The sequence below is a fragment of the Lapidilactobacillus mulanensis genome (assembly GCF_003946215.1).
Taxonomy (GTDB): domain Bacteria; phylum Bacillota; class Bacilli; order Lactobacillales; family Lactobacillaceae; genus Lapidilactobacillus; species Lapidilactobacillus mulanensis.
This window is the reverse complement of sequence record NZ_RHOW01000032.1, coordinates 1-23,438: the sequence shown is the minus strand read 5'-3', so window position 1 is coordinate 23,438 and position 23,438 is coordinate 1. Positions and strand designations below refer to the sequence as shown.

17 protein-coding genes and 1 riboswitch are annotated in these 23,438 nt (G+C 42.7%); of the genes, 5 read left to right on the top strand and 12 right to left on the bottom strand.

The annotated features are described in order from the left end of the window. Positions 1 to 211 precede the first annotated feature (211 nt). Both EKM67_RS08150 and EKM67_RS08145 read right to left on the bottom strand, forming a co-directional pair. Complete coding sequence (locus tag EKM67_RS08150) at positions 212 to 952, bottom strand: amino acid ABC transporter ATP-binding protein (RefSeq protein ID WP_125578525.1); 741 nt, start codon at positions 950 to 952, stop codon at positions 212 to 214. Positions 953 to 986: 34 nt separating this feature from the next. After that, entirely contained in the window at positions 987 to 2,561 is a 1,575-nt protein-coding gene (locus EKM67_RS08145; RefSeq protein WP_125578524.1) for an ABC transporter permease subunit, read from the bottom strand. Between the two features lie 115 nt (positions 2,562 to 2,676). Then, positions 2,677 to 2,850: riboswitch (Lysine riboswitch) on the bottom strand. Positions 2,851 to 3,336: 486 nt separating this feature from the next. Here EKM67_RS08145 and EKM67_RS08140 point away from each other — a divergent pair. The 3 genes from EKM67_RS08140 to EKM67_RS08130 all read left to right on the top strand — a co-directional run bounded on the left by EKM67_RS08140 (position 3,337) and on the right by EKM67_RS08130 (position 5,902). Further along, on the top strand, positions 3,337 to 4,230 hold the full coding sequence (locus EKM67_RS08140; RefSeq protein ID WP_125578523.1) for a YitT family protein: 894 nt from the start codon (positions 3,337 to 3,339) through the stop codon (positions 4,228 to 4,230). 107 nt (positions 4,231 to 4,337) lie between these two features. Then, a complete protein-coding gene (locus tag EKM67_RS08135) occupies positions 4,338 to 4,787 on the top strand; it encodes an Hsp20/alpha crystallin family protein (RefSeq protein WP_125578522.1) in 450 nt (149 codons plus the stop codon). Between the two features lie 212 nt (positions 4,788 to 4,999). Further along, positions 5,000 to 5,902 carry a cation diffusion facilitator family transporter gene (locus EKM67_RS08130; RefSeq protein ID WP_125578521.1) on the top strand — a complete coding sequence of 301 codons (903 nt, stop codon included), beginning with the start codon at positions 5,000 to 5,002 and terminating at the stop codon, positions 5,900 to 5,902. 79 nt (positions 5,903 to 5,981) lie between these two features. Here the strand turns inward: EKM67_RS08130 and EKM67_RS08125 are convergent, their stop codons facing one another. The 3 genes from EKM67_RS08125 to EKM67_RS08115 form a co-directional block, all read right to left on the bottom strand. After that, a complete protein-coding gene (locus tag EKM67_RS08125; RefSeq protein ID WP_125578520.1) occupies positions 5,982 to 7,448 on the bottom strand; it encodes a glycoside hydrolase family 1 protein in 1,467 nt (488 codons plus the stop codon). An 18-nt stretch (positions 7,449 to 7,466) separates the two neighbouring features. Next, positions 7,467 to 9,362 carry a beta-glucoside-specific PTS transporter subunit IIABC gene (locus tag EKM67_RS08120; protein ID WP_125578519.1) on the bottom strand — a complete coding sequence of 632 codons (1,896 nt, stop codon included), beginning with the start codon at positions 9,360 to 9,362 and terminating at the stop codon, positions 7,467 to 7,469. 126 nt (positions 9,363 to 9,488) lie between these two features. Beyond that, positions 9,489 to 10,355, bottom strand: coding sequence for a PRD domain-containing protein (locus EKM67_RS08115; RefSeq protein WP_125578518.1), 867 nt, complete (start codon positions 10,353 to 10,355; stop codon positions 9,489 to 9,491). Positions 10,356 to 10,690: 335 nt separating this feature from the next. On the opposite strand from EKM67_RS08115, the gene EKM67_RS08110 reads away from it, so the two are divergent. Continuing rightward, on the top strand, positions 10,691 to 11,485 hold the full coding sequence (locus EKM67_RS08110) for a hypothetical protein (RefSeq protein ID WP_125578517.1): 795 nt from the start codon (positions 10,691 to 10,693) through the stop codon (positions 11,483 to 11,485). Between the two features lie 70 nt (positions 11,486 to 11,555). On the opposite strand, the gene EKM67_RS08105 is transcribed toward EKM67_RS08110, so the two are convergent. After that, a complete protein-coding gene (locus tag EKM67_RS08105; RefSeq protein WP_125578516.1) occupies positions 11,556 to 12,722 on the bottom strand; it encodes a cation:proton antiporter in 1,167 nt (388 codons plus the stop codon). 144 nt (positions 12,723 to 12,866) lie between these two features. On the opposite strand from EKM67_RS08105, the gene EKM67_RS08100 reads away from it, so the two are divergent. Beyond that, positions 12,867 to 13,691 (top strand): alpha/beta hydrolase, encoded by an 825-nt coding sequence (locus tag EKM67_RS08100; protein WP_125578515.1) that lies wholly within the window; start codon positions 12,867 to 12,869, stop codon positions 13,689 to 13,691. A 48-nt stretch (positions 13,692 to 13,739) separates the two neighbouring features. On the opposite strand, the gene EKM67_RS08095 is transcribed toward EKM67_RS08100, so the two are convergent. The 6 genes from EKM67_RS08095 to EKM67_RS08070 form a co-directional block, all read right to left on the bottom strand. Continuing rightward, positions 13,740 to 15,872: a glycoside hydrolase family 3 C-terminal domain-containing protein gene (locus EKM67_RS08095; protein WP_125578514.1), complete on the bottom strand. Its 2,133-nt coding sequence runs from the start codon at positions 15,870 to 15,872 to the stop codon at positions 13,740 to 13,742. Continuing rightward, positions 15,859 to 16,497, bottom strand: coding sequence for a polysaccharide deacetylase family protein (locus tag EKM67_RS08090; RefSeq protein WP_125578513.1), 639 nt, complete (start codon positions 16,495 to 16,497; stop codon positions 15,859 to 15,861). Before EKM67_RS08090 ends, EKM67_RS08095 begins: the two co-directional genes overlap by 14 nt. Next, positions 16,494 to 18,002: a xylulokinase gene (gene xylB / locus EKM67_RS08085; RefSeq protein ID WP_125578512.1), complete on the bottom strand. Its 1,509-nt coding sequence runs from the start codon at positions 18,000 to 18,002 to the stop codon at positions 16,494 to 16,496. The genes EKM67_RS08090 and xylB overlap by 4 nt, the downstream gene beginning before the upstream one ends. 107 nt (positions 18,003 to 18,109) lie before the next feature. Continuing rightward, positions 18,110 to 19,450 carry a xylose isomerase gene (gene xylA, locus EKM67_RS08080; RefSeq protein ID WP_125578511.1) on the bottom strand — a complete coding sequence of 447 codons (1,341 nt, stop codon included), beginning with the start codon at positions 19,448 to 19,450 and terminating at the stop codon, positions 18,110 to 18,112. A 131-nt stretch (positions 19,451 to 19,581) separates the two neighbouring features. Further along, positions 19,582 to 21,579, bottom strand: a complete 1,998-nt coding sequence (locus EKM67_RS08075) for a glycoside hydrolase family 31 protein (protein ID WP_125578510.1) — start codon at positions 21,577 to 21,579, stop codon at positions 19,582 to 19,584. 445 nt (positions 21,580 to 22,024) lie between these two features. After that, positions 22,025 to 23,098 carry an ROK family protein gene (locus tag EKM67_RS08070; RefSeq protein WP_164506615.1) on the bottom strand — a complete coding sequence of 358 codons (1,074 nt, stop codon included), beginning with the start codon at positions 23,096 to 23,098 and terminating at the stop codon, positions 22,025 to 22,027. Positions 23,099 to 23,438 lie beyond the last annotated feature (340 nt).

The following is a 23,438-nucleotide window of genomic DNA, read 5'->3' as shown; positions in this document are numbered from 1 at the left end:
TTTTGCGTAATTAAGAAAAAGAATCCCTTGATATAGAAGAATTCTCTTGACTAATGGTAGAAAAAAGCAACGATAATTCATTTTATCGTTGCTTTTTTGTTGCTCTTTTTTAGACTTGTGCGTCAATTGGTAGTACATAAAAAATTCCTAGCTCATGATCGGCTAAGGAATTCATCAAATACGTCTCAACGTGCAAGTTGAGATGCAAACTTTACACGCGGTTCAAATATCGTTTCAAGAATTCTTGGGTGCGCGCTTCTTGCGGATGGCTGAAAATTTCTTCCGCCGTTCCTTCTTCAGCAATCACCCCTAGATCCATAAAGACAACATGATCGGAAATATCACGGGCAAAGGCCATTTCGTGCGTCACTAAAATCATGGTTAATCCCGTATGAGCTAATGCGCGCATCGAATCAAGCACGTCATCGACCATCTCGGGATCTAGCGCTGAGGTTGGTTCGTCGAACAAAAGAATTTCCGGGTTCATGGAAACAGCGCGGGCAATTCCGACACGTTGCATTTGTCCACCAGATAATTGTGCGGGTTTCGCGTTCACATATGGTGTCATGCCGACCTTTGCTAATTGTTCCAATGCCGTTTTGCGAGCCGCTATAACGTTACGATGCAGAACAGTCGTCTGACCCACCACGCAATTCTGCAGGACGTTTAGATTGTTGAAGAGATTAAACGACTGAAACACCATCCCCACTTTCGCGCGATAAGTGGCCACATCGAATTTCGTCGCCAGAATATTGTCCCCGTGGAAATTAATTGTCCCGCTTGTCGGCTGCTCTAACAAATTAATGCAGCGTAATAACGTCGATTTACCCGAGCCAGATGATCCAATGATTGATAAAACTTCTCCCGGTTCAACTTGCAAGTTAATATCTTTTAAAACTTGGTGTTCTCCAAATGATTTTTCTAAATGTTGCACTTCTAGTAAATTAGTCATTAAATTGCCTCCTGAAATAAGTGGTGCGCCTAAATTACGATGCAGTCGGTGTCGTGACCTGATCTTGATTCGCCATCAAATTATAATTTTGAGGACCGTCCATTTTTCTTTCCACGAAGCGCAGGATCCGCGTGATTGTAAAGGTCAAGACCAAGTAGATCAAGCAAATAACCAGATAAGTGTGGAAGAATTGGAAGTTTTGACCGGCAATGGTCGAACCTGAGAAGAATAATTCTGAAACGGAAATAATACTCAAGACAGAAGTATCCTTAATGTTGATCACAAATTCGTTGGTAACTGCGGGCAAACTATTACGGATCGCCTGTGGCAGGATGATTTTAAACATTGTCTGCAAATGGGTCATACCTAATGCGTGGGCGGCTTCGAATTGGCCGTCATCCACCGACATGATTCCACCACGCATGATTTCGGCAAGATAAGCACCCGTATTGATCGACACGATCAACAACGCAGCGACTAATCGATCCATATTCCAACCGAACGCTTGCGCCGCACCGTAATAAAGAACAGCGGCTTGAACGATCATTGGTGTTCCTCGGAAAACTTCAATATAAACGGACAGCAACCAATCAACGACTTTCAAACAAGTACGACGCAAAACACTGCCCGTCTTAGGAATCGTTCGTAAAATGCCGATCAACAATCCAATCATGAAGCCAACGATCGTCCCGACCATCGAGATCAGCAATGTTACGCCAGTCCCGCGTAGCAACATACCACCATACTGTTGGAAAATGGCGATGAACCAGTTTTCTTGCTTGTTACCAGATTGAGGCTGTTGTGCCACGGCTTGATCCATCAGATCATCTCGTTGCGACTGGGAAATTTTGGCAAGCGCGTGATCGATCTTTAATTTATCGGCGTCGCCTTTACGAACCCCGATGGCTAAATCAGTGTCTTCTGGATTCGTTTTGAAACCATTATTTCCTTTTAATTCAATCATTTTCACATTCGGATCCGCATTTGTGACGCTAATACCTTCCGGCTTTTCGGAAACGTAGCCGTCAATTGTGCCCGATTCCAGCGCGACTCGCATGGAGGGGAAATCTTTCATAGCCGGCTCTTTGATTGCACCCTTGATTTGATCCAATGCTGTGTAATGGAACGTATTTAATTGCCCGGTTAATTTCGCATTCTTGAAATCTTTCAGGCTCTTGGCATTGGTAAACTTACCATCTTTGCGCACGATGACTACCAACTGAGATTTATAATAAGTGTCGGTAAAATCAATGGCTTTACGACGTTGCGGCGTTGGCGACATGCCAGCGATGATCGCGTCGATTTTGCCCGATGTCAATGCCGGTGAGAGACCATCCCACTCTGTTTTGACGATGACTAATTTTTTGCCTAAAGATTTAGCAACTTTCTTAGCCATTTGCACGTCGTAACCGCCAGCATATGTTGATGTGCCCTGAATCTTGACGGCACCGTTGCTAGCATCGTTTTGCGTCCAGTTGAATGGTGGATAGCCCGCCTCCATTCCGACCTTGAACGTTTCGTCCGCGGCGTGACTGGTTACTGTTGGCACCGTGAGCAATGTGAAAAATAGCATACCCAGAAAAATTAATAAATTGCGACGTTGATGCATGATAATCCCTCCATCAAGCCTACAAAAAAGACCTTTACTGAATGTTAAATACATTCAATAAAGGTCTTTACCATAATTTTTAAATCTGAATAAATTTATATCCATAGACTTATCCCAAAATCATAGCGCTCCCTAACGAAATCGTTAGGACAGTCCAAGCATTATTCACACTTGTCCCAACCAACTTACTTCCAAAAATAAGCTGACTTCGGCGATCATCCTGAAGACTTAGTTCGACGTGTTTGGACACTTCCTAAGTTTCGTGATTCTCGCAACCTCTATTGTTTGTGGCTTTTAAATTTTATGGTGTAATGATACCCCGCAACGTACAAAGTGTCAACACAATTTTTTATATTGATGATTTCGATAAGCAAAATATTCGCCAAGTCGGGCTTTTATCTGTCATAATAAGAATAGGTTCCAAGAAAGGGTGTGTTTGTTGATCAAAACTGAGAAAAAGCACGAGGCAGAATTAGCTTATTTTAAGAATTCAGCGAAGCGTTATCAGTTATGGGACAAACGAGTTGTTACCCATGCTTGAACTGTTAATTGAGGTGAATTCTGTCATAATGCTAATTCAGATGATCATAATTGCATCGTTAGCTTCGGTGCTTAATAGGCAACTGTCTGTCGCGTGAGTTACACTCCCATGTTCACTTATGCCAGCAGTTGTCTTTTTGTTCGTCCCGCAAGTTTTACTGGCACCAGATAGCTTGAAGCTCGCTGTTTCTTCCACACTAGATTTACATATGATTTTCTAGAAAGGAGTTTTTATATGGCTCGGATCACAAATTCAAATTCAAAAATCGTTAAATTACTCATGATGTTACTTGGCCTGGAGATCATCGCCATCAGCATCAATATGTTTTACGCCCCACATGGGATTGCCGCCGGTGGTGCGACCGGGATCGCCATTTTACTTAAATCCGCTTTTGGCTTCAATATTTCTTTGGTGGTCTTGCTGATCAACATCGTTATGTTGGTGCTCGCCGGAATTTTCCTTGGAAAATTTACGACCTTCCGAATCGCACTCGGCAGTGTTTTACTGCCGATCTGTCTAGCGCTAACGCCACAAATCAAAGTCGTCCAAGATCCGTTGTTGACCGTGATCGTGGGTGGTATGATCTTCGCCGTGGGACTTTCGATCCTCTATCAGATCGACGCATCCAGTGGCGGCACCACCGTTCCACCATTGATCATCAAGAAATATTTTGGGATCAAAACGTCCACATCGCTCTTATTCATCGATGGTTTTATTTGTTTGATGAACGTCTTCGTCAATGGATTCGAGACGATGTTTCTGGCAATTTTGTCACAAATCCTGACTACGATCGTGATGAACTTCATCGAAACTGGTTTAGATCGCAAAAAGGTTATTTACCTGATGAGTGAAAACGACTTAGCAGAAATTAAAGCCAAACTAGGCTCACTGGGAAAAGCACAGACGATTTTCAACGTGACGGGTGGTTATACCGGCCATGATCGCGAAATGCTAATGGTTATCGTTGAAAATCCTGACCTGCACCAATTATTGACCACGGTTCGAAATATCGATTCCGACGCCTTCATTCTCGTTTCAAACGCCACGGAAGCGCACGGCGGAATTTGGGCCGATGGTGAGACTTATGGCACGAAAATAATGAAGCCTAAAAAGCCGTCCATTTTATAAAAGCGGTCTCGCTTTAGCACTCTGAATATTAGAGTGCTAAATTCTTGAACTTGGAAAAAAATGGCACTACAATGTATTTGTAAGTTAAAGAAAGGAAGTAAAAAATTATGGCAAACGAATTAATGGATCGTCGTAATGATTTATTTGGAGGTTTGAATGACTGGTTCAATGATGACCACTTCTTTAACAACTTAGGTCGTACATTGTATGGGCTCAGCGAATCAGATCATGATTTAAAAACAGATATCAAGGAGACTGACCAGGATTATCAAGTCAGCGTCGAATTGCCTGGCCTTGATAAGAAAGATATTAATGTCAGCTATGATCAAGATACTTTGAAGATCAGCGGCAAACGCGATAGCTTCGATGATCATGCCGATAAAAATGGTAATTCGTTGATGAGTGAACGCCGTTATGGTGAATTTGTTCGTCAATATCGCCTTCCAAATATCAAAGCTGATCAGATCACAGGTAAATATGACAAGGGTGTTTTACAAGTCACTTTACCTAAGGCCGAGCCTCAACAAAAATCTGACCACAACATTCAAATTCAATAATTAAACTGCTAACGACTTGTTTAGTCGTGTCTGTACAATTCGTTAGCCGTTCGAGCAGTCAATGATGCCTTCGAAATCATTGACTGCTTTTTGTTTGCTTTCGTGAATTGCTCGCGATGAAAACGTTGCATTTACGAATCAATGATGCGATAATATAGTTATTCATTACATATGCACAAGTGCTCATATATAAATATAAAGAAGGAATACTGATGGATCATCATAATCATTCGGGAACCGGAACCTTTGCCAGTAAATCGAACGCGTTTAAAATCGGCGTTGGTTTAAATGTTGTTTTCATTATCATCGAAGCAATCGCGGGATTTAGCGCCAGTTCACTGGCACTATTGGCCGATGCCGGTCATAATCTCAGCGACGTTTTGGGTCTCTTAATTTCGTGGTTAGCTTTATGGCTATCGCAAAAACAACCCACGAAAAATCGAACCTACGGCTATAAATCGTCGTCAATTTTAGCAGCGCTTGCTAACGCCGTGATTCTATTGATCGCCATTGGTGGGATTGCGGTCGAGGCAATTCAGCGCTTCGCAGACCCACAACCCGTGGCCGGATGGACGGTGATCATCGTTGCTGCCGTCGGAGTCGTGATCAACGGATTGACCGCGTGGTTATTCGTGAAGGATCAGAAGGACGATTTAAATATTCGCGGCGCATTTCTACACATGTCCGCAGACGCCGGCGTTTCCGTTGGCGTTGTGATCACCGGCTTCATTAGTTTAGCCACGAGTTGGCAATGGCTCGATCCTGCCGCAAGTTTGCTAATTGCCATCGTGATCCTAATTGGGACCTGGGATTTGCTGCGTAAGTCTGTGAACCTCGCGCTCAATGCCGTGCCCGCCGGATTAGACGTCGATAAAATCAAAAAAATCATTCTGGCCGATCCTTCGGTACAAAGCGTTCATGATCTGCACGTCTGGGGCATGAGCACGACCGAAGTCGCCATGACCGTTCACGTCGTCCGCACAACGTTAGCCTACAATAACGAATTCATCGCCGAAATGAATCACAATTTAAACGAAGATTTCCATATTTGTCACCTAACCATTCAAACCGAGTTAGGCAAATGCTCGCCGGAATTAACGGACGATAGTGTTTAGTCATAAATTTTAAAATAAATCTTATTGCTAGCAAGATCAAAAAAACTACGAATCTATAATAGATTCGTAGTTTTTTCAATTAATTTAAGTCGATCCCATTTGAAGCAATAACTTTTTTGTACCAGTTAAAACTATCTTTCTTGAGCCGCTTCAAGGTTCCGTTGCCTTCATCGTCTTGATCAACGTAGATGAAGCCATAACGTTTAGACATTTCCGAAGTCGACGCACTAATGATATCGATCGGTCCCCACATCGTGTAGCCCATTAAATCGACGCCATCTTTAACCGCTTCAGCCATTTGTTCAATGTGTTTGCGCAGATAATCAATACGATACTGATCATGGATCTGCCCATCTTCACTAATCTGATCAACCGCACCCAAACCGTTTTCAACGATGAATAGTGGCACTCGATAACGATCCCACAGTGTATTCAACGAAATACGCAGACCGATCGGATCGATTTGCCAACCCCAATCACTCGTTTCCAAATAGGGATTCTTCTCACCAAAGGTCATATTTCCAACCGAATCATCACCTGCTGGTTGATTCGAAGTTACCGTTGACATGTAATAACTAAAGCTGAGGAAGTCAACTTTACCCTCACGAAGAATTTGCTCATCATCTGGCGCCATCTGCAAAACAATATAGTGTTCATTGAAAAAGCGATTCATATATTCAGGATATTCTCCACGGACTTGAACATCTGTATAAAATAAATTAGCCTGATCTGCATCCTGTGCTGCGCGAACATCTTCAGGATTTGGCGTGGCAGGATAAGTTTGAGTGCGAGCCAACATACTACCAATTTCAAATTCTGAATTAATTTCGTGACCCTGTTTGACCGCCAAGGCACTAGCCACGAATTGATGGTGTAAAGCTTGGTAGCGAAGTTGTAATTTCTCATCAGTTGTACTTAAATCAGTATCAACTGAGCCACTGCCGATGAAACCGAACGTGGTTGAATTAATTTCGTTAAAAGTCAACCAATAATGCACTTTATCGCGATAACGCTTGAACACAGTTTCTGTGTATTTCAAGAAATCATCAATGGTTGAACGACTCGCCCACCCGTTTTGCTTTTGAGTCAAATGTAGTGGCATTTCATAATGCGATAGCGTCACTACTGGTTCAATATCATATTTTGCGAGCTCATCGAAAACGTCATCGTAAAACGCCAAGCCTTTTTCATTCGGCTCTGCGTCGTCACCATTTGGAAAAATACGGGGCCAGGCAATCGACATCCGATATGATTTGAAGCCCATCTCGGCAAAAAGCGCGATATCTTCTTTGTAATGGTGATAAAAATCAACCCCGCGACGTTTAGGATAATTAGTATCCGATTTGTCGGCAATTGCTTCCTTGATGCTTTCCTTAGAAACATCACTCATACTAAAAACTTTTCGGTCAGTTGCTTTCTTGACAACTTCGGCCGTCGTCAAACCTTTACCATCTAAATTCCAGCCACCCTCTAATTGGTTGGCTGCTGTAGCGCCACCCCAGAGAAAATCCGGTTTAAAGCCTGTCGGTGCTTGTTCTTTATACATATTATTTTCCTCCTCGTATTATCTGATTCCCATTAATAATTGTTCATTGGGATAAATGATGCCTGATTCATTCATGGGTAAAACGTCGGTAAAGTCGGCTGAATTCGTGACGATGATCATCACCGTTGGATCATAGCCGGCTGCTTTGATCTGTGCTAAGTCGAAATGCAAGAGTGCCTGACCCGCTTCAACGTGCTCGTTCACTTTAACCGCAGGCTCGAAATATTGACCATGAAGCTCAACAGTATCGATACCAACATGGATCAATAATTCCGTACCATCATCGCCGGTGATCCCGATCGCATGTTTCGTATCTGGAAGAACTGTGATCGAACCGCTGATCGGCGCAACCACGTCCCCGTTTTCAGGTATGATCGCCATTCCTTTACCCATAATACCTTGTGCAAAAGTAGGATCATTAACTTGATCGAGCGCTTCGATCTGGCCTTGTACAGGTGCAAGAATCGAAACACCACCGATCGTTTTTGTAGGTGTTGCAGATTTCTCTGCCACCGTTGCTGTTTTAACTTCGTCATCTTCGAATCCCACCACTAAAGTAAAGATAAATGCGAGAATAAAACTCATGACGATTCCGACAACTAACCATAATAAGTTCATTGGATTCGTGGCACTGATATAAACTGGCAACGCAGTCAATCCAGAAAGGCCTGACATCGCATAGGCTCTAACACCGAAAAAGCTAACAAACGCGCCGGCAATCCCACCAGCTGCCAAAGCGGCATAGAATGGTTTCTTCTTTTTCAAATTGATCCCGTACATTGCGGGTTCGGTAATTCCTAACAGCGCCGAAATACCCGACGAAATCGCCAATTGACGTGTTTCTTTATTCTTTGAACGAACCGCGACTGCGAAAACAGAACCGGCTTGCGCAACATTAGTGATAAAATTGATTGGCGATACTGTTGTGTCATAGCCTAAAACTGTAAAGTTATTCATAATGATCGGTACAAAAGCGTAGTGCATCCCAGTCATGACAATCAATGGGAATGTCGCTCCTAATATTAGTCCTGCTAATGGTCCCGCGTGAACGAATAACCAAGAAATACCCGTTGCTAATCCAGTCCCGACATAACTCCCAAGTGGTCCCAGAACAACCAACGTGATCGGTACAACAATGATCAAAGTGACCATCGGCGTAAACATCATCGTGATCGTATCCGGCATCCATTTTTTGACCCAGCGATAAACGTAAGTCAGTAACCAAATCGCTAAAATAATTGGAATAACCGACGACGTGTAATTTACATAAGGTACGTTTAAGATCCCAAATAATTTGATCGGCGCAACTTTACCGCCACCAGAAACCGTGTTATAAGCATTGACCATCGTCGGATATAACAGCACTCCGGCAATAGATAAGCCTAAAAACTCGCTAGTCTTAAATTTACGCGCTGCAGAAACCGCGACGAAAAACGGTAAGAAATAGAAAACACTATCGGAAATCATATAAAGTACTTGATACCAGCTACCTTTATCACTCATCCAGTTCAAGGTAACTAATAATGCCAGCACCCCTTTGATCAAACCAGTACCAGCTAAAGCGGGTAAAATTGGGGTAAAGATTCCCGAAATGATATCCATTAATTTAGAAACAAGACTTTCTTTTTTACCATCTGCTGCTGGACTAGATTTCGCACTTCCAGTACCACCAAGCCGTTGCTCAACTTCATTGAAAACGTCATCAACACTATTACCAATGATCACTTGGAACTGATCACCAGAAAATTGTGCACCCATCACGCCAGTCGTATTCTTGATTGCATCAAGATCAACCTTGTCTTTATCTGCTAAATTAAAACGTAACCGAGTCACACAATGCCAAGCGTTCTCGACATTTTCACTGCCACCAATATTGGCAATTACGCTTTTTGCAATTTTTCCGTTATCTGCCATAATAATTTCGCCATCCTTCAATAAAATCTGAAATTTAATAAAATAAAAACCCAAACACAATATTGGCCTTCAAAAGGTTTCAATAAAGTGTTTGGGTAATGCCTGATCGAATCAGTAACAATCCACTTATTTATTCTGTTGTTGATTACTTGCATCTTGACGAGTAAGTCGCCAGATATGCAGCGTCAAATATAATTTTTCGCTTTCAGAAATCTGCCAATCACGGGCTTGTTGAAGATACAGGGCAACTTTTTCGGCTGCTTGATAAGCCTTGTGGTATTTTTCTTTGACGACTTGACCAATTATCGGATCAAGTTCCTCGCTACCAGGTTCACCTTTCAATTGCCGAGTCATGAAATAACGCAGATGCGTCAAGAAACGCGCATAATTCAGCGACTTAGTATCTAGGATGAGCTGGAAATGATAGCTGATGATTTCGAGAATGCGATTGATCATTCCGGTAATTTCAACCGTATCGGCCAACAACGTCTCGTCACTCTGAGCACTCACAAAATGATACGTTAGAAACGTTAATTCACTTTCGGGTAGCTCCACACCAGTTTGTTCCTTGACCAAGCTCACAGCCATTTGTGCGACCTTGTACTCCTCGGGAAATAGCTGCTTGACCTCCCAACGAAGATCGTGGGGATAATCAGCCTGTTGATCCGCACGTTTCAATGCGAACGACAAATGATCAGCCAAGGCTAAATAATTATAATTGCTGAAAGAAATATTTAGCGCCTCAGCAGCTTTTTGGCTAACAACTTCGGCTAGCTGTAAAATACTTGGATCAATGTTGGCTAACATCATTGGTGGATCTTGATGGGTTTGTTGATCAACAGTAGCTTTGAAACGACGATCGATTTGCGCATTGGAGATCTGATCTCCCGCCGTTTTTCCGAAGCCAAGTCCTTTACCAAGTAAGACCCATTCGATGTCATCATCATCTTTAGCTAACGCAACATTGTTATTGATCTTCTTGATAAATTTCAATCCAAACCCTCCCAACGATAAAAAAATACCCACTGTCCCCACAATAAGGGCAGCGGGTAATGCCTGATCGAGTCAGTAACAATCCCGAGTAAATTACAAGACTCATTATAAGCGCTTTTAGGAAGCGGTGTCAACAACTAATTTGTATAACTTCCCAATGAGTCCAATATTTGCGACGAAAAAATATTGAAGGTCGAGCATAATCAGTCCGTAATTTTGTTTAATGTGGTTGAATTCTCCCTGGATATGCGGTATATTTTGGTCATAACGCATACAAGAAATATAATTTCTTTATTGGAAATTTATAGTGTTCAACCAAATCAAGGAGATGCCATATGACCATCAAATTAAGCCTGCAACATGAAAATAAAATCCTAGCTGAAGCCAGCGCCACAAATAACACCTATCTGGCTTGGCGGTCTCAATATACTTTGGGTGATTATTATCAGGTCGAAGTTGAAAAGGCGCCGGTGTATTTAGTCGTGCAATTAGACGCCGCGATTCGGCCAGCGCTGATTTATTTAACCGAGCGCAACTGGACTTATCGCCTGCCGTTTAATCTTCAAAGAGAATGGCCTTATCCTGATGGTGCATTCTTAGGCAAGAACCATTATGCGACCGTTCGTGTGGCAACCGCTGCCGAAATCGCGAGCCAAACAAATCTTTCCGTCAATAGTTACGACCAGCATGAAGCTAGCGCCGCATATCCACACGCCAGTTCAAACGCCGAAACGCGTGGCGAAACGGTGTTCTATGCGAAGAATGCAATCGACGGCTTGGTTGCCAACGAGAGTCACGGCAATTATCCGTTCCAATCATGGGGGATCAACGAACAACACGATGCTTATTTACAATTGGATTTTGGTCGCACCGTTGAAGTAAATCAGCTAGGAATCGTCTTACGCGCAGATTATCCTCATGACAGTTATTGGAAAAAAATAACCGTCGATTTTTCCGACGGAAGCCACGAAACGATCACGTTACAAAAATTAGCAACTGAACAGTTCTTCGAAATCAAGCCACGGCAAATTAAAGGATTGCGCTTAGATCACCTGCAAAAAGATGAAGATAGTTCAACCTTCCCTGCATTGACCGAGATCGAAGTTTTCGGTCAGAATATCGAGCAGTAATCTGTTATTAAAAAAGTTATGAATCGCGGTCAACCCAGAGTAGGTTGTGAACGCCGATTCATAACTTTTTTTATTTCGAGCTAAGTTGGTGCTGATGTTGACGATTAATTGCCATTTTTAGGAATATCGGTGCAATTAAGGTCGTTAAAATAATTGCCATGATGACGGCCGAATAGTGTGTCGGCGACATGAGCTGATTCGTGAGCCCAATTTGGGCGACGATCAATCCCATTTCACCCCGCGGCACCATTCCGGTCCCCACAACTAAGGCACTATCGAAATCATAGTCAAGTAAACGCACAGCGCCGCCACAACCGATCACTTTTGTAATGAAGGCCACGGCGACGAGCGCAATAATAAACCCGACCTGCGCGAAGAAATGGTCGAAACTCATCGTCAAACCAATGTTAACGAAGAAAATTGGCATAAATAAACTTTGGCCGAGATTCTCGACTGCTTGACCAACTTGTTTCTGATAACGCGTTTGACTGATGGCGATACCCGCGAAGAACGCACCCACCACATCACTGAGCCCAACTTTTTCAGCCAAAAAAGCCAGTCCAAACGCAATGATGAGCGACGTTATAACGGTGGCATGCTGCACATTTAATCGGCGCGTAACGCTGAAAATAATTGGCGTTATCCATTTGATCACAATAAATATTCCAATGAAGAAAAGCACCTGTAGCGCTAATTGACCGGCTAATTTAAGCGGATCAAATGTCGCTTGGCCGACAAAGGACATCATCAAGCTCAAGACGATCACCGCCAGAATATCATCCACAACCGCGGCGCCTAAAATCGTACTAGCCTCGCGATTATTGACATAGCCGAGTTCCTTTAGCACAACCACCGAAATAGAAACAGAAGTGGCAGCAAAAACAACACCCAAAAATAATGCATGAGTTGAACTCATTCCGAACAATAACGCAAGTGGCCAAATGCAAACGATCGGCAAAATAATCCCGCAAATGGCGGCGATCATGCTCGGTTTGAAATATTTTTTTAATAAGGCTAAATCACTTTCACAACCAGCCACAAACATTAACAATATCACGCCGATTTCGGCCATGTCATGTAGGAAATCTGTCGGCGCAACCAAGTTAAAAACCGCAGGGCCAACGATAATTCCCGCAATCAATTGCCCGAGCACCGCCGGAATGCCAATTCGATTACTGAGGTATCCAGCAACCAGTGTCGTGATCAAAATAATTGTAATTTGCCCGATAAATGCCATAGGATTCCTCCAAAATGTTGTCACATCAATAATTAGGTTCATTATACCATATACCATACCGCCAATTCACTGAATTTTTACAGAGCACAATGATATAATAAAGCTAATGATTCATAAATAAATTGAAATCGTAGGGATAAATACATGAAAGTGATTCAACAAAAATTAATTACACCACTATCTCAGAATGCAACTTTGACTAGCTACGTGATCGACAATTCTGCCGAAATCGATGAAACGAAAATTCGACCTGCAGTCGTGATCTGCCCGGGTGGCGGCTATGTGAATGTTTCCGAACGTGAAGCTGAACCCGTAGCTTTGCAAATGGTCGCGCGCGGATTTCAGGCCTTTATTGTCCGTTATAACGTCGCACCGCACTATTTTCCAACGGCCCTCTTAGAATTAGCCGAAGCCGTTAAAACTATCCGCCAAAATGCGAGTGAATGGCACGTCGACCCCAATCAAATCATCGTCGCAGGATTTTCAGCTGGTGGTCACTTAGCTGCCAGTTTGGGCGATTTCTGGTCGGGCGAATTGCTGAAAACTTATGGTTATCAAGCAGATGAAATTAAACCAAACGGTCTCTTGCTAGCTTATTCCGTGATTACAAGTGGCAAATTTGCTCACCGCGGTTCGTTCGTGAATTTATTAGGCGATGATTTCAAAGACAAAGCCAAGCGTGAGGCACAATCACTTGAGTTGCAAGTCAACGACCAAACACCGAAAACATTCCTGTGGACAACCTACACTGATGGTGCCGTGCCAATGGAAAATACCATGTTGTTTGCCGAAGCCTTGCGTGCACACAATATCAATTTCGAATTGCACATTTTTCCAGCAGGCGGTCACGGTCTGAGTCTGGGCAACATTGAAACCCAGCATCGGGGCGCAAAGTCGACGATTCAGCCAGAGATCCAATTATGGCCAGATTTATTTGCCACTTGGGTCCACAATCAAATTGAAAAATAAGTATTGCATATTAAAAGACAGTCGAATTTCGACTGTCTTTTTTAAATCTTAACGATTGACTTCGACCTGTAGTGCTTTAACCCCAGTTAACCGTTCAGTTCGCCGATCTCCTTGCCCAACGCCAACAGTTAAAATAAATTTACCATCTGGTACATAAATTTCACCGGCATCATTAACCACTTCAAACGCATATGTTGTCAGCGGAAGCGTCACTTGTTTCGTTTCGCCCACGGCAAGCTTAACGCGTTTAAAACCTGCTAATTTTGGATTTGGTGTTGCATCCACGCAATCGACTGCTTGACTATAAACTTGAACAACTTCCTCAACATCAAATTTGCCAGTGTTTGTAATCTGCACGTCAACGTTAGCATGCGCCAATGAAGCATCTACATCACTTACCTGAGCGTTTGCTAGTTCAACTGATGAATAAGTCAGCCCGTAACCAAATGGATACAGCGCCTCATTAGGCATGTATCTGTAGGTTCTATTTTTCATCGCGTAATCCGTGAAGTCAGGCAATTCCTCAGTCGTCTGATAGAATGTGATCGGTAGCTTACCACTTGGACTCATTTTACCAAATAAAACATCCGCAACGGCTTGTCCGCCAAGCGCGCCAGGATACCAAACGTCCATAATTGCAGCTAGGTTGTCATTAGTTTCCTCTGAATTGAAGGTCAGCGCACTGCCTGCCGTGATCAATAGAATCACTGGCTTGTTGAGCGCCAATAACTGTTCCAATAGATGCTGTTGACGACCAGGCAGCCGTAGATCAGTTTTATCACCAGCGGCATATGCGTTACCAGCATCACCTTGTTCGCCTTCGATCGTTGAATCCAGCCCTAAGCAAAGTACGACCACATCACTATGTTCTGCCGCAATGACTGCCTCAGATTCACGATCATCAGCCTTGGCAAGTGGTTCGACGCGATCCTTGAATAAATGGCAGCCTTCAGAATAATTGACACGAATTTGTGACTTCGTAGCTGCTTGTCGGATCCCCGCTAAAATTGTCACGTTATTAGACGCGGTCCCAGCATAATTGCCTTGCAAAACGACCGTGCTGTCAGCCGTTGGTCCGATGACAGCAATCGATTTCAAGTCAGCCGATTTTAAAGGCAAGATTCCGTTGTTTTTGAGTAAAACAAAGCTCTTATAAGTCGCTTGCAGTGCCAATTCATGGTTAGTTGCACTATCGTTGTCTTCAAAAGGAATCTGGTCATACTTATCGTCGGTTGCGCCCAAGCCTAATAAAACGCGAGTCGTCAATAACCGTGTCACTGCACCATCGATCGCTGTTTCGGTAATTAAGTTTTCTGCGAGTGCTTGTCGCAAATATTGAACTAAATGACCAGCGCATAAATCACAACCGGCCTTGATCGCCAAGGCAATTGTCTCTGCATCGCTCTTCGTGAAGTGATGATAAAGTTTAACATCCTCTTCAGCACCATAATCAGAAACCACATGACCTTCAAAATGCCACTCTTCACGCAAAGTCTTCTGTAGCAACGTCGTGTTCAGCGGTGCTGGCACGCCATCGACAGCGTTATATGCCGCCATAACGCTCTCCACATGACCTTGCTGAACCGCCGCCTTAAATGCAGGCAGATATGTTTCGGCCAGGTCTTTGGGCGTTGGATCCACATTAAAGCCGTGACGAATACCCTCTGGACCGCTATGAACGGCGAAATGCTTCGCACAAGCTGCCAACTTCAGATATTTTTCATCACCTTGCAAGCCTTTAATGTATGCCACACCAGTAGTGGCCGTCAAATAAGGATCTTCACCATAAGTTTCGTGGCCACGGCCCCAACGTGGATCGCGGAAAATATTCACGTTAGGTGACCAGAATGTTAAACCTTTATAGATATCGCGGTCTCCATGACGCGCATATTCATTATGCTTTGCGCGCGCCTCAGTGGAAACCACATCGCCGATTTTTTGCTGCATCTCCGGGTCAAACATCGCCGCTAATCCGATCGATTGTGGAAAAACAGTTGCCGTGCCCGCGCGTGCAACACCATGAAGTGCCTCGTTCCAATAATTATATTCCGGCACATTCAATCGCTCGATCGACTGCGCGTCGTATTCAAGTTGACCGATTTTTTCGTCAAGCGACATTTGTTCAACCAGCCGAGTGGCCTGTTGACGTGCTTCTTCTCTAGACATTCTAATTGCTGACATGTTGATCCTCGCCTTCTAATAAATAATTAATATTTTTTGTTCGACTGTAATAAGCATGCATTTTTTCTAAATGGTCATTTAGCAATTCCGGAACCGTGACAAAAGTAAAACCGACCGACTGTAGATAATCGAGTACTTGCGGCAATACATTAGCCGTTGCTGGTTGAATATCATGCATCAATACAATATCGCCATCACTGGCATAGTTCTTAATACGTGCAAGTATTTGCGTTTCGTCGTGGGATTTCCAATCCTCAGAATCAACGCTCCAAATAACTGCCGCGCGGTTGATCAACCTGGCTACATGAGCATCAATATCACCATATGGCGGTCTGCAAAACTGTGGTGTTTCACCGATCACTTGTTTGATCACATCATCTGATTGTGCCATCTCCGCTATAATCTCTTCATCGGTTAGTTCAAGCAGCGATTGATGAGAATATGTGTGAGTTCCAAACGCATGACCTTGCGCCAAGGCCTGCTGAACTAATGCTGGATGTTGCTTGACATGTTCGCCCCACAACATAAATGTTGCCTTTGCATAATGCCGTTGTAACGCCGAGAGAATTTTATCCGTCGTTCCTGGATTAGGTCCATCGTCAAAAGTTAAGGCAATTTGTTTCATTTCTGATCAGCTTCTTCGAGTGCTAACAACTGAGCCGTTAAATCCTTTGTCTGTCCATAAACTTGCTGATAAACTTTATAAAATTCAGAATAACGTGCCACATTTGCCGCAATCGGATGATAAATCGTCTTGATGGCAATAAATTTGTCAACACACTCGTCGAAATTTGCGAACCATCCTAATCCAACGGCCGCGATCATTGCCGCTCCCATTCCAGGCCCCTGCTCGCTTTCAAGACGAACAATATCTTTATTGAAAATATCGGCCTGAATTTGCAACCACAATGGACTTTTAGCACCGCCACCGATCGAAACCAGCTGCTTAAAATCCTTACCATTTTCAGCATAGATCTCCAGAATGTCGCGGAACGAAAAGACGATCCCCTCTAAAACCGCACGAATGAAATCTGCGCGAACTTGTTTACCATCAACGCCAATAAAGCTGCCGCGAATTTTAGCATCCGCATATGGCGTCCGTTCACCAACAATATATGGTGTGAAAAGCAAACCATGCGCGCCAATTGTGGACTGTTCTGCACTACCAACGAAATCATCGAAAGAATCATCTGGCGCGAAAGTTTTCTTCAACCAACTCAGACTATATCCAGCCGCCAAAGTCACACCCATCGAATAAAAACGATCCGTGATCGCATGATTAAAGAAATGAAGTTGCCCATGATAATCAACCTGCGTATCTGGCTCATACGTCAAAATAACGCCAGAGGTGCCAATACTACACATTGCTTGATCAGGCTTGGTGATCCCAGCGCCAATCGCACCACAAGCATTATCCGCACCGCCACCAAATACAGCAGTCGTTTCGGCCAATCCAGATTCCGCCGCGAATTTCGGCGTGATCGTTCCCACATTAGTCGTGGCTTCAATCAAAGGTGGGCAAAGTGAAAGTGGCAAATCAAAGGCTGCACAGATTTCGTCACTCCACTGTTTCTTGGCAATATCCAACATGACCGTTCCCGCCGCATCCGACATTTCCATGTTAATTTTGCCAGTCATGCGGTAGCGAACATAGTCTTTGGGTAAAACAAACGTCGCCGCTTTGGCAAAAATTCCAGGCTCGTTTTCTTTGACCCATAATAGCTTAGGTAACGTAAAGCCTTCTAGTGGTCGATTACGGGTGATCTCAATGAATCGTTGTCCCATATTTGCCATAATTTCTTGCGTCTGCGCGGTTGTACGCGTATCATTCCACAGAATTGCCGGACGCAACACCTGCTGATCGGCATCAAGTAGAACCAGCCCATGCATTTGTCCAGAATAACTGATTCCTTCAACCTCGCCCGGTTTAACTTGACTGTTCGCCAACAACTGCTGAATTGCCGTCGTGGTTCCTGTCACCCAGTCTTCAGGATTCTGTTCACTATACCCAGGCTCGGGTTGCTGCAATGGATAATCTTCGCTGGCCTGCGCGACAACTTGCCCCTGTTGGTCGACTAACAAAACTTTGACAGCGCTCGTCCCCAAGTCGACGCCAATTACATACTTCATTGATATATCCCCCATCATCATTCTATAAAGCGTTTTTTTACCAGTAATAAAAAAGCAAGGCAAATTAACCTCAATGGTCTGAGATCAACGCCTCGCAAATTAGTTAATTATTTTAAAGTTTCGATCATATAATGATTCAAAGTATCTTTCAATTCTTCAATGCGTCCAGATTTAGTGGCAGCCAACAAAGCAGCTTGTGGTTTGTCGATTACATAATCGTTCAATGTTTGGAAGCTAGCCTTGCCAGAATCGATATCAGCGCCAATGCCTGCATCATAACTAGCGTAACGGTCAGCAATGAAGCCATCGAAAACTTTATCTTCCTTCAAACGCAAAGCAACTTTCAGGCCGGCGGCAAAAGTATCCATGCCGACAATATGGCCATAGAACATATCATCCGTTGTAAATGAAGAACGACGAGGTTTCGCATCAAAGTTCAAACCGCCACGGCCTAAACCACCGTTTTCAACAACTTCGTACATTGCCAAAGTTGCTTCGTACAAATCAGAAGGGAATTCATCAATATCCCAGCCAATCAACTTGTCGCCTTGGTTCGCATCCAATGAACCGAGCAAGCCAGCTTGACGAGCCGTGCGAATTTCATGTTGATAAGTGTGACCAGCCAAGTTGGCATGGTTACCCTCAAGATTCAACTTGTAAGTACCTTCCAAACCATAAGTCTTCATGAAGGCAATCGTCGTTGCAGCATCGAAATCATACTGGTGCATCATTGGTTCCTTAGGCTTTGGTTCGAGTAATAATTGACCTTCATAACCAATTTCCTTGGCATAATCAGCAGCCATATGGAAAAACTTAGCTAAATGATCTTGCTCGCGCTTCATGTCGGTGTTTAATAGTGATTCGTAACCTTCACGACCACCCCAGAAGACATAATTTTCAGCACCAACTTTTTTAGCCGTATCAAGTCCCTCTTTAACTTGACCAGCCGCATAAGCAAATACATCCGCAAATGGTGAAGAAGCAGCACCAGAAACAAAACGAGGATTCGTAAACATGTTGGCAGTATTCCATAAAACTTTCATGCCCGTTTGTTTTTGATAATCAACAAACATATCTGTGATTTCTTCAAGGTTTTTATTAGTCTCGCGTAAAGTATTGCCTTCTGGCGCAACATCGCGATCGTGGAAGCAATAGAAATCAACGCCCATTTTGTCGAAGAACTCGAATGAAGCCTCGACACGAGCCTTAGCCAAATCCATACCCTTCAAACCATTCCAAGGACGAATAGCAGTCCCATCACCGAAAATATCATTCAGTTCTTGACCGAACGTGTGCCAATAAGCAACCGAGAAACGCAACCAGTCGCGCATCTTCTTGCCACCAAGCACCTCATCGGCGTTGTAATAATGATAATTAAAACCTGATTTCAAAGAACTTGTTCCTGTATAAGGAATTTTATCTACATTTGGAAAATATGATTGAGACATATTTAAAACCTCCAATAATTTTAGTTTGTTTGTTTAACTAACGTACAACATTTACAGTATACAACTTCTATCCCGTAAAACAAGTTGTTAGATACTTTTCATGCGAAATATATATTCTGAATTACACTCATCTATTTTACTTTTTTAAACACAGGAATATTCGCAAGTGGAGCAGCGACCACGATCGTTTGACCACCTTTGTATTGTTGCTTGCTGTTTACGTTTTCCCATGTGCCTTCAGGCAAGTATACCTGACGCTCAGTCTGACCGGCTTCTAAGACTGGTGCAACCAGATAATCAGAACCAAACATATATTGATCAGATAAACTCCAACATTTGTCATCCGCTGGAAATTCAAAGAACATCGTCCGTAATAGTGGTGCACCAGTTGCGCTTGCTTCTTTGAACAGTGTTTCAATATAAGGTTTCAACCCATCGCGGATCTTTAATTGTTGTTCCATTATGGCTTGTGCATCTGCACCATAGCTCCAAATTTCATTACTATGGCCGGTATACAAACTACCACCGCCATGATCTGAATCTGACAAAGCAGGAATGTCGTGAGGGCCACGATCGCCATGCATCCGGACGAATGGCGTATAAATAGCAAACTCAAACCAGCGCAGCAGCAACTCTTTGAACTCAGGATCTTTCACATTGTCAGTCATAAAACCGCCAATATCAGTTGTCCACCACGGAATACCAGCCAAGCCCATATTTAAACCAGCCGCTAACTGATCACGCAAGGATTCAAAGGTACTTGCAATATCACCAGACCAAACCAACGTGCCATATTTTTGGCTACCTGCCCAAGCACTACGTACCAAATGAAGTTGTTTCTTGCCCGGTTCAGTCGCTTCAATACCATCTTGAAAGGCCTTGACATACAATTGTGGATAAATATTTGATACTTCTAACGCAGAACCTAATTGATACCGGTAATTTTCGAAGTCGTAGACGTCAAAATCAGGTTCAGCATTATCAAGCCAAAACATATCGATACCAAAATCATAATAATTGGCTTTACATTTGTCCCAAATGAATTGACGAGCAGCGGGGTTAGTACAGTCAATTTCCAGACAATCACCCTGGAAAGCATATGTTTGCAAAGAGCCACGTTCAGTCCTAATCAAGTAACCCTTTTCAAACATTTCAAAGAAATTCTCACTCTTCCGATCAACTGATGGCCAAACTGATACCACGACTTTTGTACCCATCGCATGTAACTCGTCGCACATCGCTTTTGGATCTGGCCAGTAATCACGATCAAAACGCCAATCACCTTGGCGTGTCCAGTGGAAGAAATCAATGACGATAACATCCAGCGGAATACCTATCTCCTGATACTTACGGGCAACGGACAATACTTCATCCTGAGTTCGATAGCGTAGTTTGGACTGCCACAATCCTAGTAATCCTTCTGGAATTTCTGGAGCACGACCAGTAACAGCAGTATAGTTTTCGACTAATTGTGCCGGTGCATCCGCGACAGTGATCCAATAATCTAATTGTTTTGTAGCAGCGGCTTGCCATTCGGTAATGTTTTTACCAAACGTGACTTTACCAATACCAGGGTGATTCCATAGAAAACCATAGCCCAAACTAGAAACCGCAAAAGGTATCGTTACTTGAGAATTACGTTGGGCCATTTCTAGCGTGCAACCCTTCAAATCTAGATAAGGCTGTTGATACTGTCCCATACCAAATATTTTTTCACCATCATTAGGATCAAAACGAACAGTTAATCCGTAGTCATTCCCACCTATCAATGGTTTCCAATCACGGGCAACAACTTTCAAACAACGGCTTTCATTAGTGACAGTACCGTCATAATTACGATAATATTCTCGTAATATCTGATTGCCATCACGATAAAAAGTTAAAACACCGCTTGAATTAACTGTGGCCTTTAACCTGCCATTAGTGATCGCTGCAGTTTGAGCAGTATCATCAATTTGAATATCAGCGTTAGCATTAGGGACTGATTCGCTCAGTGCCCAATTTGAATCAGTGAACTGAATATTTTCAGTTGCACGTATACGTAAAGAGTCTTCACCCCAAGCTTCGATCCGCAGAGTTTCATTTTGATGTCTAATAACAAGAGCGGCTTGTTCATTCGTATATTGCATATTATTCTCCTTGAAATAAAAATAACTAACTTCTGATTTAAAAAGTATATGTTGTTTAAAGCAATCTATTTTCTATTTCCGACAATACCTAATCGATATCGATCGTTACTATCTTTTTAAGACCTAGTTCTATTTTTTCTGACATTATTCTCACCGTGCACGCAAAGTAAAGGTACGTGTTTGTTTGTGAAAAATTGAAACCTGCATGTTTTTCTGCCGAATCCGCTCCTTTCAGCTGAATTTAAAGGAACTAGTTCTGATGTATACAATTTTGTTCATATTTATAAATATATGTTTAAGCTCACTTGATCCTTTATTTTTAGTTTGTTTGTTAAACTAACCTACGTAGAAAGTATAGCGTTTTCAACAAATATATTCAAGTCCTGATCTCTCTTTTTTAACAAATAAATAGACCAACCCCATCAATCAGGTTAGTCTATTTTGACTATGATGCCTTGATCAGCGAACGACCAATCGTATTTGGGAAATTAATCTCACCAGGAGTTACATCGATCACTTGACTGATAATAAGTGAAACCCCACCCAATAAGGTGGCATAACGAGAGTTCGCTAGTAATTCAACTTGGGTTTTATCTTCGGTTAAGAACGGGATGTCCGTCCGAATAATATCCAGTAATTCAGGAATATCCGCAATCAAATTTGAGTTGATCACAACTTTAGCTGGGTCAAGCGTAACAACTGTATTATAAATAATACTGGCCATGTAGTAACAGAATTCATCTAAAATATCGCCGACGATTTCATTACCATCATAATATAATGTTTGAATATCATCGCGTGTTAATTCAGACAGACCCGTTTGCTCTTTAATTTTTTTTAGAATTGAATCTTCCGAGCAATATTCCTCGATCGACTTAAATCTTTTTCTAGAAACGCCACCATCTTCATAAACGATAGCATGCCCTATTTCTCCAGCTTCACCACGAATTCCCGTAAACAGACGATTATTCATGATGATACCCGCACCAATGCCTTTATGAATGCTAATACAGACTAAGTTATCTATTTTTTCGCGGCTTTCAAAATCACGCTGATAGATGACAGATAAATTGGCTTCATTTTGTAAACTAACCGGCACATTGAGCTCACTACTTAATATCTGAGCAATATCTTTACCCTTAAAATCAATGTAAGGTGTGTACAACACTTTATTGTGATCAACAATACCGTGAATCGCGACAGAAATTCCCAACAAGCCGTGAACGGTTTGGTCAGGCACCGCCAACTTATGCGCTTGAGCAACAATAAAAGCAAGACGGTCGTCGATGCTGAGTTCACCAACACGATGATGTTCAAACGACTTGATCAGTCCATCAACGCTATTCATCATCACATCAATATAGTTGAAGCCCAGATCAAAGCTTAGCACATAACCAAAATTCGCATTAAGTTGAAGCATGGTTGGTTTACGACCACCACGTGTTGAGCTATCACCTTGCCCTAATTCGACTAGCAAATTGTCACGAACCATCTCAGCAACAATTTCAGAAACAGTCACTTTATTAAGCTTCAGATTTTTTGAAACCTGGCTTCTAGAGATTGGTCCATAATTAAATGCTTGCTCAAGTACTCTTCGCCTGTTCAGTTCCCTTACAAGACTTTTATTTGTTTCCACAATCAAACCCGCCAATCTATCAAATGAATGTAACCGCATACTTAATATTAATCTCAGCAATAACAGATAGCACCGTCAATTTGCACAAAGTTTATGCAAAATATATTCGATTGAATTATATCTGAACAGCTCCGCTACTTAACTTAAATTCAGCTTGGAGTGTTTAAATAATTATGTGTAAATGAATTATTGGGAATTGAAAAAGGGAAGCCTCTCCCTTATG